Origin of the sequence: Peribacillus huizhouensis (assembly GCF_014138605.1) — a bacterium.
In the GTDB taxonomy this organism is placed as follows: domain Bacteria; phylum Bacillota; class Bacilli; order Bacillales; family DSM-1321; genus Peribacillus; species Peribacillus huizhouensis.
On record NZ_JACJHX010000005.1, the window covers coordinates 251,633 to 264,954 of the forward strand.

Below are 13,322 nucleotides of genomic sequence, written 5' to 3' on the forward strand. Positions count from 1 at the left end.
ACAGATCACCCGTTTCGTGTTTGATAGTGGTAACTATGTATAAACATGTTTATTCTAATTTTTTAATAAACATTCAGAAAATTGAATGTTCTTCATATATATAAGGGAAAGTGGCATATTATCCTTGTGTTTGTACCTTTAAATTGCCCGTTTTCTTGGTTTATATCCTTCTTGAAAAACTTAAATGAGTATCACATAAATGAAAGGTGCGGATAAATATGATTGAGGAGATTATATTTGAATCGTATGGGATTACGCCAGAACGTGAGGAAGTTTTAGGGAAATACCCTTCCTTTATTTCCGGTCCAACCATTTACAGTATTATTCCGCTTGGCGAAGTGGATCAAGAAGAATTGCAGGAAAGAAAGATGATGGCCGATCAATTAATTCAGCAAGGTGATCGATATATAGCTGAATTTGTAATGGCGAATCATGGTAGTTATGTATCGGAGGCAGAAGAACAGCCATTCGTACTTGTGGCCGTTCGAACTTTACATGAACCGAGAAGTCAACAGCTCGGTAGGAAAATCGCTAAATTTCATTATCGAGCACGCGGTATTCCTACGGCTATTAAAGCTTGTTCGAGAATTGGTCAGTGGAAAGAACTTTGGGAACAGCGGATTGATCAGCTTGAGCAAATTTGGAATGAGAAACTGAAGGCGCATCCGAATAATCCATTTGAAAAAGAATTTATTGACACCTTTCCTTACTATATGTCATTAGGTGAAACGGCGATTCAATATTTGGTTGATACCGAAATTGATGATACACCAATAGCTAGTGATAGTGGTACGGTTTGCTATGATCGATTTACATCTGAGACGTGGAGCGGGAAATATTGTATAAAAAATCCGTTTGATTGGATATTTGACCACGCAACCAGAGATGTAGCGGAATGGGTTCGCCATCATTATTTACATAATCAACATACGTATCAGCCGGGTGTATCCACATTTATGCGTGAATATCAAACGATTGGACCGCTTTCAAGCTTTTCTTCTCGATTGCTTTATTCACGTTTATTGTTTCCAATCCACTATTTTGAAGTGGTAGAAGAGTATTTTTCAAGTCCCAAAGAGGCGAGAGCGAATGAATTGGAAGAACAAATTCAAACGATCGCAAATACTTCTGCTTATTACCAAGAATTCCTTCGCAGTTTTTATGAGATTGCCCAAATCCCATCCAAACGGCTTCAGCTTCCAGACGTAAGTTGGTTATGAATGATGCTTACATTTTTATCCATACATTCCTTCTCTTATGATATGATGAGTGAGAATATAAGAGAGAAGGATTTGAGTTCAATGAGGAAACCTTATGTTTTTATTACAAGAAAGATTAGCCGAGAAGCATTGAAAGGATTGAACGAATCATTCGTCGTGAACATGTGGGAATACGAGGAGCAGCCTGTCCCACGAGACATTTTACTGGAAGAAGCAGCAAAAGCAGATGCATTATTGACCATGCTATCTGATAAAGTCGACCTAGAATTGTTGGATGCTGCGAGAAATTTGAAAGTTATCGCGAATCTTGCCGTTGGATATGACAATATAGACGTTGCAGCTGCAATTGAAAGAGGAGTCACTGTATGCAATACACCTGATATATTAACGGATACAACGGCAGACCTGGCGTTTGCGCTATTAATGGCAACTGCAAGAAGAATTGTTGAGGCGGCTGAAATCGTAAAAGCAGGGAAATGGACGGGATGGAGTCCGCTATTACTTGCGGGTCATGACATCCACCATAAAACAATTGGGATCGTAGGAATGGGGAAAATTGGCGAGACTGTTGCAAAACGTGCTACAGGTTTTGATATGGAAATTCTCTATCATAATCGTAGCAGAAATACAGAAGCTGAGGAAAGATTAGGTGCTCGTTACACAAGCTTTGAAGAGTTAATTACAACGGCTGATTTCATTGTTTGCCTAACGCCATTAACAGATGAAACAGCAGGAATGTTCAATAAAGAAGCATTTCAGAAAATGAAGCAGTCAGCAATCTTTATTAATGTTTCCAGAGGTGCAGTTGTGGATGAAGACGCTCTATTCGAGGCACTTGTGAAGGGTGAAATAGCAGGTGCTGGTTTAGATGTATTCAAGCAAGAACCGATTGGTAGTGACCATCCATTACTTACTTTACCAAATGTCGTTGCTTTGCCCCATATCGGTAGTGCGAGTGCAGAAACGCGTCAAGGAATGATTATGCTTTGTATAGAAAATATTGCGCGTGTCCTTTACGGCGGGCAGCCTAAAACGATTGTGAATCCCTAAAAAAATTATTAGCCATCACGAGGGATGGTGTCCTAAAGGGTCAGACTTCACACTTTATATACCGTTTTATCGTGTCATTCACGATAGATTAACGATATATAGAGGATGTTGGGGCTGCCTCTTTCACTTTATGGCATCTTACTTTATGGCTTATAACAAATTCGTAGAATTATAGAAAAAACATTATCTAACTATTGAAAAAATAAAAAAATACAGATATAATGTCTACTATACAAAAACAAATGTATTCTCTATAAAAACAAATGGGGTGGAGCCGTATGAAAGCAATATCAATTGGATTATTAGGCCTCGGTACGGTCGGATCTGGGGTTGTCAAGATTATTGAACAACATCAAGATAAGTTGATGCACCAAATTGGGTGTGCTATAAATATTAAGAAAATCCTTGTGAAAGATTCTGCGAAAGATCGTCAGGTTGCTATAGATAAGAGCATCTTAACATCCAATGTAGATGAAATTTTAGAGGATCCTGAGATCGATGTCATCATTGAGGTTATGGGGGGAATTGATGAAACGAAGGATTATCTTCTTCGTGCAATCAGAAACAAAAAACATATTATTACAGCCAATAAAGATCTAATGGCCTTATATGGGTCACAGTTATTAAAAGAAGCAACTGCGAATGAATGTGATTTATTTTATGAAGCAAGTGTTGCTGGGGGAATTCCGATTCTTCGCGGACTTGCGGATGGACTGGCCTCTGACAGAATTACGAAGATGATGGGAATTGTGAACGGTACAACGAATTTCATCTTAACGAAAATGAGTCAAGATGGAAGCGCCTATGAAGAGGTATTAAAGGAAGCTCAGAGCTTGGGATTTGCAGAAGCTGATCCTACAGCAGATGTGAGCGGACTGGACGCTGCAAGAAAAATGGCGATTCTTTCTACGCTTGGATTTTCGATGACCATTGATCTTGAAGATGTTACGGTGCAAGGGATTACCGAAATTTCTGAAGAAGATTTAGCATACAGTAAGAAGCTTGGTTATACGATGAAGCTGATCGGTTTGTCCTCAAGAGACGGCGAAAAGGTTGAGGTTAGCGTACAGCCTGCGCTATTGCCTGAGCATCATCCGCTAGCATCTGTGCATAATGAGTATAATGCTGTCTATGTGTATGGCGAAGCGGTCGGTGAAACGATGTTCTATGGTCCAGGTGCTGGTAGTCTTCCAACGGCTACTTCTGTCGTGTCTGATTTGGTCGCTGTGATAAAGAATATGCGACTTGGTGTGAACGGCCGTAGTGCAGTTGCACCACAATACCCGAAAACGATGAAAGAACCATCTGAAATCCATGCGAAATTCTTTATTCGATTACATGTGAAGGATGAAGTGGGTGTGCTTGCCAAGATCACGATGCTGTTTGCAGAGCACGGAGTAAGTTTTGATAAAATCCTTCAGCTTCCGTTAAACGAAAAAGGTTCATCTGAAATTGTCCTTGTTACACATCACGCAACATTAACTGAATTTGAAAAAATCCAACAAAAACTAAATGATTATGAAATGGTTAAAGAAATCAAAAGCACGTATCGTGTTGAAGGAGAGAATGGCAAATGAGCTGGAGAGGCCTATTAAGCGAATACCGAGAAATGTTACCTATGAATGAGAACACACCTGATTTATCCCTACATGAAGGAAATACGCCTCTCATTAAATGTGAAAACCTTTCTAAGGAATTGGGAATTGAGCTCTATGTAAAATACGAAGGCTTGAATCCAACTGGCTCATTTAAGGATCGCGGTATGGTGATGGCTGTTGCTAAAGCAGTTGAAGCAGGCAGTAACGCCATTATCTGTGCATCAACAGGAAATACTTCCGCTGCTGCTGCTGCCTATGCAGCACGTGCGAATTTGAGATGTATCGTTGTCATTCCAGAAGGAAAAATTGCGATGGGCAAGCTTGCACAAGCCGTGATGTATGGGGCGGAAATCGTCTCTATTGAAGGTAACTTCGATGACGCTTTGGAAATTGTTCGAAGTATTAGTGAAAAAGCGCCGATTACACTTGTTAACTCTGTAAATCCATACAGAATTGAAGGACAAAAAACGGCAGCATTTGAAATTTGCGATGTTCTCGGTTCGGCTCCAGACATCTTAGCTCTTCCGGTTGGTAATGCCGGAAATATTACGGCCTATTGGAAAGGGTTTAAAGAATATAACGAACAAAAGCAAACAGGCCTACCGGAAATGCGGGGATTTGAAGCAGCAGGATCAGCTGCTATTGTTCATAACCGTGTCATTAAAGAACCGGAAACGATTGCGACAGCGATTCGTATTGGCAATCCTGCTAGCTGGAAATTCGCTGTTGAAGCTGCAAATGAGTCAAATGGAAAAATTGATGAAGTGTCAGATGAAGAAATTCTTGAAGCGTATCGCTTACTTGCACGTTCTGAAGGTGTATTTGCTGAACCGGCTTCATGTGCTTCCATTGCAGGAATCATCAAACAACTACAGAATGGTGAAATAAAAAAAGGCAGCAAAATTGTCGCTGTCTTAACAGGAAATGGATTGAAAGATCCGAATGTTGCCGTCGATCATAGTGAGATTAAACCACAATTGCTGCCAATGGATGAGAAAGTGATCTTAGAACATTTGCAACAAGGCTTGGTTCAGTCATGATTGGAGAAAGTGAAATGTTTTACATCCGGGTCCCAGCAAGTACAGCAAATCTAGGACCTGGATTTGATTCAATTGGTATGGCGCTCGGTTTATATTTAGATATTCAAGGTCAATATACGGATGAATGGAATATTATCGCTTTGTCGAAAGAGCTTGAGAGTTTTCCTAGTGATGATTCAAATTATATCGTTACGATTGCTAAAGAAGTTGCTGGACATTATGGAAAAGAACTGCGACCATGCAGGTTGGAAATTTCAAGTGAAATCCCGCTTGCAAGAGGTTTGGGTAGCAGCGCATCTGCAATCGTTGCTGGAATAGAACTGGCCAATATTGCTGCTGATTTGAACTTGTCTGCGCAAGAGAAATCAAGGCATGCTTCTATTTTCGAAGGTCATCCTGACAATGCTGCAGCATCAGTAATGGGGGGACTAGTTGTTGGCTGGCATTCTGATGATGAGACAGATGTGCTTTCATTTCCAATTGAAGGAATTAAGGCTGTCGCTGTTATCCCAGATTATGAGTTAAGGACAGAGGACTCGAGAAATGCACTTCCTGAGAAATTGGTATTTAAAGATGCCATTCATGGGAGTGCAGCTGCCAATGTTTTTTTAGGAGCTGTTCTGTCGGGGAATTGGCCATTGGCTGGAGAGATGATGAACCGTGATCGCTTTCATCAAACTTATCGGGCTCATTTAGTACCACATCTACCACGGATCGAAGCAATGGTAAAAGCTAACGGTGCTTATGGTACTGCTTTAAGTGGAGCTGGTCCAACGGTGCTATGTCTAGTTCCAGAAAATGCTGCTTGTAACGTCCAGAAATCGCTTCAAAATGAATTCCCTGATTTCGATGTTAAAGTTTTGGATATTGATAACGAAGGCAGCAAAACATTCGTTTTAGCTGACGAACATACAAAACTTGAATGGCGTTAATACCCACCAGTTATTATGAAGGGTAAATTATGAAGCAGGCCTTGCTTAATCATAATGGTGGCGGTGCGAGCTGATTATGCGAAGCCCCGTCCCTTTTCCATAATAAAAAGCTGACTACCGTTCATGCGCAATGCAAAGGTGTCAGCTTTTATTCAATTATCCTATTAGAATACTTGTTCTACTTCAACTACTCCTGGAACTTCTTCTAGAAGAGCACGCTCTATACCGGCTTTTAGGGTAATTGTAGAACTCGGACAGCTTCCGCATGCACCAAGCAGACGTAATTTAACGATCCCATCCTCTACATCTACAAGTTCACAGTCACCGCCGTCACGAAGAAGAAACGGACGAAGCTTATCAAGTACTTCTTGTACTTGAACTTCAATCGTTTGTTCAGACATTACAATCGACTCCTTTCATACTCTTATTATAATAGCATGATATGAAAAAATCCAACGGAAAGATTATTGGAATTTTGGAACCTTTTTATTATCGTTTTAGTAAAAATCAGGTAAAATGAAAGTAAGAATACATGTAAAAGGGAGAAAGATATGGAAAACAAGCTGATTGAAATACAAGTGTATGGAGCTGAACAGATCTGTGCAAGCTGTGTAAATCTGCCATCGTCAAAGGACACGTATGAATGGCTGGAAGCAGCTCTATCCAGAAAGTTTCCCGGCCAGCCATTTGCCATTACTTACATTGATATCTTCCAACCGCAAGAAAATCCTAAACGTCAGGAGATGGCTGAAAGGATTATAGAAGAAGACTTATTTTATCCGCTCATTCTCATTGGTGATGAAATTGTTGGTGAAGGAAATCCGCGCCTTAAAGCAATTGTAAAGGAAATGGAGAGGTACGGGTATCAGACTCTCGAAGCATGAAAAAAATAGAGGGTATCCCAAAAGGTCTGATCATGCACTCTATAACAAAGTTCATAGTAGCACTTTAGCTTAATATGAACTGTATATTGTAGTGTGGGGTCTGACCCTTTCGTTATAGGGGATATCCTCTATATCAACTAATTATCCATTATGATACTTGTATAGCCATAGAATACCTGATTTTAATAAACGTGCCATTCTTCCTGTGATCGGGCGTTCACCGACAAGACCGAAGCCATGTTTGCTACCAAGAGAGCCAAGTGTTCCTTTTAGTTTAATGACTGGGAAGCTTTCAGGTAGTGGCTCGTTTGCCCATTTTTTCACTAAAACAGTAACGATTTGTTCCGCTTGACCTTCGGCTAATTGAGCACTTGGAGCTTGCGGTAAGCTTGCGCAGTCACCTACTACAAATACGCTGTCGTCATTTGGAAGGAAATGCTGTGGTGTAAGGATAACCCGCCCTTGTTTGTCTTTTTTAACATCAAGGTCGCGGACAATTTTACTCGGCTGAATACCGGCTGTCCAGACGATTACATCACTATGAACTGGCTCATCGCCATTATAAAGTGTATTCGGTTCAACTTTGGTGATATTTGAATGATGAACGATATCGATCGTGTGTTTTTTAAACCAGCTTTCAACGTACGTGCTTAATCGTTCAGGGAAGGCCGACAGAATATGCGGACCGCGGTCAAATAACCGAACATGTAAATCAGGACGGCTTTCAATTAGCTCACTTGCTAATTCTACTCCACTAAGCCCACCGCCAACGATGGAAACAGTAGCACCATTGCCTAAGTTATTCAAGGCTTGATATGTTTGGCGTGTTTTATCTATTGTTTGAATGCTATGTGTGTATATATCTGCACCTGGAATGTTATGGAACTTATCTTCACAACCTAAGCCAATGACTAAATCATCATAAGAAACAGGATCTTGATCTTTAAGAATAACTTGTTTATTTTCTAAATCTACAGAAATAATTTCTCCATATACGGAATGAAGCTTAGGGTGTTCTGGAAAAGCTACCCGAATATGGTGATCTGGAATTGTTCCTGCAGCAAGTCCATAATATTCAGTTTTCAAGCAATGATATGGGTTGCGATCGATGAGTGTAATGGACATATCGTCTGGAAGTTGATTTGGAAGTAACTTTTGCAGAATTCTAATTCCCCCATATCCACCGCCAAGTATAACTAAATTCTTCATTGTGAATATCCCCTTTGTTTGTTTTGCATAATAATTATAAAGCTCTCTTAAAATGCCCAGTAAAGGTTTCGCTCCTTTTTGGACATCTCCACTTTACTATGTTCTACCTACCCCTGATTGTTTCTTGTTTCTATGCTGTTGCATCGTATATATTCCAATAAAAAGTATAACGAAGTTAGGCTAAAACTACAACCGCATCGACTAAATTAAAAGAGATTTACCATTGTGTTTTGTTTGACTAATCTTTGGAAGTAGAGTAAGATGTTCTGTTAGTAATAGTGAGGTGAGGGAATGAAACCGCTAATTGAATTTTGTGTCAGCAACTTGGCAAGCGGTTCGCAGCAAGCAATGGAGCAGTTAGAAAGGGATCCGGATTTAGATGTAATTGAATACGGCTGCCTCAATTTCTGTGGGATATGCGCGCGTTCCATGTTTGCCCTTGTAGATGGAGAAGTTGTTACAGGAGAAACGAATGAAGATCTTGTGAAAAATATCTATCAACAAATTGAAGACAATCCGTTGTTTTAATATATAGATCGATTAAATAAGAAGAGGTGTCCCAGAAGATTAGGCCTAACATGCTGTAAACCGTTATTGTGTCATGTACACTTTAAACGAAATATAGTAGATGTGGGGTCTGATTCTTTAAGTTGTGGAACAACCTCTTTTTTGTTTGCAGGACATGGGGACGGGGCTTCGCGACTTACTTATCTAGCCCATCTACTTGGCAGATATCCGTACTTTATTAAGAAAAGACTTTAAAATATGGCTCCGCACCGCCGCTATTGTGATTAGGTGAGTGTAGCGTGCTGTTGGATGGATCTTTCATGGTAAATAGTAGCGTTTTAACGCCGTATTCGTTTTGTGTGAAGCAACAAGGACCGACTTGGTTCACTTGCTTTACCGATCCACCCCTTAGTAGGGTTAGTTATTTTATCTTCAACTAGTATAGTGGTGTTTTAACATCATGTTTTCTTCAGGATGTTTTTACGAGTTGATGAGTTCATGGTCTTGGTTATTGTCCCGTTGTTCTCGAATGTCCTGCCAGCGTTCTTTGGCCATTTTAATAATGGTTGTTTCAGTAGCTCTGCTTTGTTGCTCAATGATTATGGAAAAATATTTAACCGCTGTTTGTATATCAGAAATGCGTCGGGACAGTTCACCGATTAAATATAGAATCCGCACTTCAGAAACTTGCGTACCCTTAAAGTCATCTGTTGAGTAAGATTCCATATATTCCTGTCGGGCGATTTTTAAGAATCGTATTTCTTGCTCATGATCTTTTTTTCCTCGGTATAGCCAGGCGAGACGTAAGAAAATTCCAGCTATTGTGATGTGCTTTTCCTTTTTCAAAATCGCAGAATAGCCAGCTAGTTTATATGTACTGATTGCATCTTGAATGGTTCGTTTGTCTCCGAAGTGGTGTGGAACCCAGTGCGCGGATATCTTTGTTTGAATTTCTTCCTTAGTAAGCGGAGGGAAATATTTTGAGAAATCGTCTGAACTGGAAAAGCCGCAACATGGACAGACGTGAATATTATAATAAAGAGCATTGCTTTCCTCGTCATTGTATGAAGGGCAAAAGTCAGTATCGTATGCGATTACTTTCACAAACCGTGAGCGGATTTTCTTAGATGTAAATGAATGTTCACACATTAGGCATTTCAATTGTTTATCGTATAACGGTTGTATTGTCTCCACAATGCCCACCCCTTTAATCAAAAATAGTTCTATATACTTGGTCTTATATTCCTATTATAGAGGATGTTTAGAAAATATGCTGTACTATTTTCCTATAGGTATATCGGAAAGTTGAGAATAAAGGTTTTGATAGTATATACTAGTTGTAAAGCATTCCTTATGTAAAATGAAAAAAGGAGGGTTTATCATGAGTCAAGTTGTTACAATTACGGAAGCAGCTTCTTTTCAAATAAAAGAAATGATGAAACATAACGGTGAAGAAGGTTCTTTTTTACGAGTTGCTGTAAAAGGAGGCGGCTGTACAGGGCTTTCTTATGGAATGGGCTTTGAGCCAAGTGCTGGTGAAGCAGACGAAGAGCTTGAACAGTTCGGAATAAAAATCCTTGTTGATAAAGAAGATGGTCCAATCTTAAACGGGACAGTCATTGATTATAAACAATCGCTAATGGGCGGTGGTTTTACGATTGAAAATCCTAATGCAATCGCATCATGTGGTTGTGGTTCTTCATTTAAAACGGCCAAAAATGCTGGTACACCTGAAAACTGTTAACAAATTGATATAGATAATGAAGGTGTCCCAAAAGGGTCTGACCTTGCACTCTAGACACAGTTTATAGTAGTAAAATACTAACTATAATCTGTATATAGTCGTTGCTGGGTCTGGCCCTTTCGTAATGACAGCTTCTTTTTTTATTTTTCCATTTGTTTTCGAAATCATAGCTATCAGAGGAAAAATATTCACGACCATTATCATTGCAGGAATCATTGGATTAGTCATATTTATTATTGCTATTAATAAAAGGCTCTTTTCGTAAAGATTGTTGTTTTTAGCAAGAAACCAATTCGAACAGATGTTGATTGTAGTGGAAGGTGCGAGACTCCTGCGGGAAAAGCGTGTTGAGGGAGACCCCGCAAGTGCAAAGCACTGAGGAGGCTTCTGAGACCGCCCGCGGAAAGCGAGTACCTGCAACGGAAATCAACCCGGGTTATTAGTGTAAAAATGATTGAAAAGCAACAAAGTATGTGAAAACAGCCTAATAAAAAGTAAAATGAAGGAGTTCTTTTTTGATTGCCTCGTTTTACTTTACAATATTTTTTAACAGAGCCTTAAAAAAAATGAGACAGGTAAGTATCCTATCCTGTCTCATTGCAGTTTCACTTATTCAAACATCGAAGTACTATGCATCGGTTGAACTCTTGCTTTAGGGTCCATATATTGCTTCGCGTTGTTCACGGCAGTTGGTGCTTCACCAAATCCGCTTGCGATTAGTTTGACTTTTCCGTCGTATGTGCAAATGTCACCTGCAGCATAAATGCCAGGAATATTTGTTTCCATTTTGGAATTTACGACGATGTTATTTTTCTGGATGTCAAGGCCCCAGTCTTTGATAGGACCAAGGGAGGATACAAAGCCATAATTGACAATAACTGCGTCCACATCATGAACTTCACGATCTTCACCCTTCGCATCTTGTAGTACGACTTGCGTAATTTCAGTGCCGTTACCAATGAACTCAGCTGGTACGTAAGGTGTTTTGATTTCGACTTTCGAATTTTTTAAGTTTTCTACGCTGTGTTCATGCGCACGGAATTTATCGCGACGGTGAACAATCGTTACTTTTTCAGCAATCGGTTCAAGCATAAGCGCCCAGTCAACTGCTGAATCGCCGCCGCCGAAAACAACGACTTTCTTACCTGCGAAATGGTTTAAATCATTGATAAAGTAGTGAAGATTGCTTTTTTCGTATTGAATGGCATCTTCGATTTCGATTCGGCGCGGTTGGAACGCTCCATTTCCAGCTGTAATAATGACTGTTTTCGTAAAGTGGACGTCATTTTCAGTTGTTAGCTTGAAGACACCATCCTCTTGTTTCTCCACCGTTTGCACAGCTTGTTCGAGCACAATCGTTTGTTCGAATTTCGCCATCTGCTCTTTTAAATTATCAATTAACTCTTGAGCACGTACTTTAGGGAAACCAGCGATATCATAAATATATTTCTCTGGATATAACGCCGATAATTGTCCGCCTAGTTGTGGTAAACTTTCAATTATTTTTACAGAGGCTTGTCGCATTCCGCCATAGAATGCTGTGAATAAACCGACAGGACCGCCTCCGATTATTGTAATATCGTAAACCTTTTGATTTTCTTCCAACATGAATCCCTCCATTTAGCGTATCAACTTTTCCTGGATTAACAGGCTGTAATACCCTCACCTCAATTTTGTACAAGAATCAAGAAATAATAGGTAGAGATAAACAGCCTGTTAATCCCCGATTGGTGAGATACAGTTGAACCAATCGGGTTCGTAGTGTCGCTAAATAGAAGCGGTACCTGCGATTTAACGACACTAGAACGGGACTAACCATCAGGGGGAGCCCCACTGATGGAAGTTTCACTTTATGATAGTATTTTAACATAAAACAAGGGAAGAACAGCATGATAATTACATAATATAGATGGAATGTTCGGGAAATTATCTAGAAAAACATAAATTTGCTTGAAAAATGCAAGCATAAATATCTTTTCGAGGAATAGTTTTTCCAAAAAGTAGAATGAATATAAAACTTTACACATTTCTCTTAATTAAGAGAATCTTTCATAACTGTCTTACAATATTTTTATATTCCTTTTCACATTATATGATGAACTCTACAATAAGTATGGGATAACTTGTAAAAGGAGTGAGTAAGAGATGAAAGAACGTTGCCGCAATGTATGGCTCGCTGTATCTGGGCTTGTGATTTTGAAAGATGGAAGATGGTTAGTTGTGAAAAAGAAATACGGTGGTTTAAAAGGAATGTGGTCGCTACCGGCTGGATTTGTAAAATATGACGAAACGGTTGATAAGGCCATTGTGAGAGAAGTTCTTGAAGAAACGGGAATTCATACATCAGTAGCTGGATTAATAGGTGTAAGGAGCGGAGTTATCCGCAACGAAATTAGCGATAATATGTTAATCTTTCGGCTAACACCTTTAAGCTTCGATATTAGAGCTCAGGAGGAAGAGTTATACGAAGCTAAATTTGAAGATCCGCATCTCTTAATGCAAGAAGGCAACCATTCTGTATTATTGGATCAACTTCTTTCTTATAAAAATGAGAGTATGCAGCAAATGCTCGATGAAATGAATCCAGGTAATCAATTTGAATACACGTCATATAAGCTATTTTTATAAGTGTTGAATATGGGGACGGGGCTTCGCGGCTCACTAATAAAGCCATCTACTAAGCGCGTATACATATTATTAGAATAGAAGGCTGTTTTCGTATACGTTGTTGCTTTTAAATAATATGTACACTACTATCCTGGGTTGATTTCCGTTACAGGTACTCGCTTTTAAGTGGGCGATCTCAGGAGCCTCCTCAGTGCTTCCCACTTGCGGGGTCTCCCTCAACACGCTTCTCTAAGCAGGACTCTCGCACCTTCCGCTACAATCAACACCTTCTCGAATTCGTTAGTTGCTAAAAACAACAATCTTTAGCAAAAAGGGTAAATAGATTCCCTTATATCCGGCTTCAAACCTCCACTATGGTGATTAAGTGAGTATAGCGAGCTACATGATTGTGGATAAAGGGGTTTTTAGTGCTAATCAAGTTACTCAAAGTGTTTGCACAATTCATATATTTCGATGTATTCCATTGACGTGTCCTGACTCATTAAGTACACTTAGAGGGAGGCTTTTTGA

14 protein-coding genes are annotated in these 13,322 nt (G+C 39.6%); 9 read left to right on the top strand and 5 right to left on the bottom strand.

All coding sequences use genetic code 11. The annotated features are described in order from the left end of the window. The first annotated feature begins 218 nt into the window (after nucleotides 1–218). The 5 genes from yutH to thrB all read left to right on the top strand — a co-directional run bounded on the left by yutH (nucleotide 219) and on the right by thrB (nucleotide 5,840). Nucleotides 219–1,220, top strand: a complete 1,002-nt coding sequence (yutH, locus tag HNP81_RS10625) for a spore coat putative kinase YutH (protein ID WP_182502605.1) — start codon at nucleotides 219–221, stop codon at nucleotides 1,218–1,220. 81 nt (nucleotides 1,221–1,301) lie between these two features. Next, nucleotides 1,302–2,270, top strand: coding sequence for a 2-hydroxyacid dehydrogenase (locus HNP81_RS10630; protein WP_182502606.1), 969 nt, complete (start codon nucleotides 1,302–1,304; stop codon nucleotides 2,268–2,270). A 278-nt stretch (nucleotides 2,271–2,548) separates the two neighbouring features. Further along, nucleotides 2,549–3,847: a homoserine dehydrogenase gene (locus HNP81_RS10635; RefSeq protein ID WP_182502607.1), complete on the top strand. Its 1,299-nt coding sequence runs from the start codon at nucleotides 2,549–2,551 to the stop codon at nucleotides 3,845–3,847. Then, nucleotides 3,844–4,908, top strand: coding sequence for a threonine synthase (thrC, locus tag HNP81_RS10640; protein ID WP_028393707.1), 1,065 nt, complete (start codon nucleotides 3,844–3,846; stop codon nucleotides 4,906–4,908). The genes HNP81_RS10635 and thrC overlap by 4 nt, the downstream gene beginning before the upstream one ends. 14 nt (nucleotides 4,909–4,922) lie before the next feature. Beyond that, nucleotides 4,923–5,840 carry a homoserine kinase gene (thrB, locus tag HNP81_RS10645; protein WP_246399308.1) on the top strand — a complete coding sequence of 306 codons (918 nt, stop codon included), beginning with the start codon at nucleotides 4,923–4,925 and terminating at the stop codon, nucleotides 5,838–5,840. Between the two features lie 164 nt (nucleotides 5,841–6,004). Here the strand turns inward: thrB and HNP81_RS10650 are convergent, their stop codons facing one another. Beyond that, nucleotides 6,005–6,241, bottom strand: coding sequence for a NifU family protein (locus HNP81_RS10650; protein WP_028393708.1), 237 nt, complete (start codon nucleotides 6,239–6,241; stop codon nucleotides 6,005–6,007). A gap of 150 nt (nucleotides 6,242–6,391) precedes the next feature. Here HNP81_RS10650 and HNP81_RS10655 point away from each other — a divergent pair, with 150 nt between their 5' ends. Beyond that, nucleotides 6,392–6,724 carry a YuzD family protein gene (locus tag HNP81_RS10655; RefSeq protein WP_028393709.1) on the top strand — a complete coding sequence of 111 codons (333 nt, stop codon included), beginning with the start codon at nucleotides 6,392–6,394 and terminating at the stop codon, nucleotides 6,722–6,724. 141 nt (nucleotides 6,725–6,865) lie between these two features. Here the strand turns inward: HNP81_RS10655 and HNP81_RS10660 are convergent, their stop codons facing one another. Further along, a complete protein-coding gene (locus HNP81_RS10660) occupies nucleotides 6,866–7,933 on the bottom strand; it encodes an NAD(P)/FAD-dependent oxidoreductase (RefSeq protein ID WP_028393710.1) in 1,068 nt (355 codons plus the stop codon). 291 nt (nucleotides 7,934–8,224) lie between these two features. Here HNP81_RS10660 and HNP81_RS10665 point away from each other — a divergent pair, with 291 nt between their 5' ends. Next, nucleotides 8,225–8,461, top strand: a complete 237-nt coding sequence (locus HNP81_RS10665) for a YuzB family protein (protein ID WP_028393711.1) — start codon at nucleotides 8,225–8,227, stop codon at nucleotides 8,459–8,461. A 459-nt stretch (nucleotides 8,462–8,920) separates the two neighbouring features. Here the strand turns inward: HNP81_RS10665 and HNP81_RS10670 are convergent, their stop codons facing one another. After that, nucleotides 8,921–9,634, bottom strand: coding sequence for a DUF2225 domain-containing protein (locus HNP81_RS10670; RefSeq protein ID WP_028393712.1), 714 nt, complete (start codon nucleotides 9,632–9,634; stop codon nucleotides 8,921–8,923). A gap of 187 nt (nucleotides 9,635–9,821) precedes the next feature. On the opposite strand from HNP81_RS10670, the gene HNP81_RS10675 reads away from it, so the two are divergent. Then, a complete protein-coding gene (locus HNP81_RS10675; RefSeq protein WP_182502608.1) occupies nucleotides 9,822–10,184 on the top strand; it encodes a HesB/IscA family protein in 363 nt (120 codons plus the stop codon). Between the two features lie 81 nt (nucleotides 10,185–10,265). Here HNP81_RS10675 and HNP81_RS10680 read toward each other — a convergent pair whose 3' ends face one another. Continuing rightward, the gene (locus HNP81_RS10680) at nucleotides 10,266–10,412 is read right to left on the bottom strand and encodes a hypothetical protein (RefSeq protein WP_182502609.1); all 147 of its coding nucleotides are present in this window, start codon (nucleotides 10,410–10,412) and stop codon (nucleotides 10,266–10,268) included. Between the two features lie 381 nt (nucleotides 10,413–10,793). Next, nucleotides 10,794–11,789: an NAD(P)/FAD-dependent oxidoreductase gene (locus HNP81_RS10685; protein ID WP_182502658.1), complete on the bottom strand. Its 996-nt coding sequence runs from the start codon at nucleotides 11,787–11,789 to the stop codon at nucleotides 10,794–10,796. Between the two features lie 540 nt (nucleotides 11,790–12,329). On the opposite strand from HNP81_RS10685, the gene HNP81_RS10690 reads away from it, so the two are divergent. Beyond that, nucleotides 12,330–12,812 (top strand): NUDIX domain-containing protein, encoded by a 483-nt coding sequence (locus HNP81_RS10690; RefSeq protein WP_028393716.1) that lies wholly within the window; start codon nucleotides 12,330–12,332, stop codon nucleotides 12,810–12,812. Nucleotides 12,813–13,322: the final 510 nt, after the last annotated feature.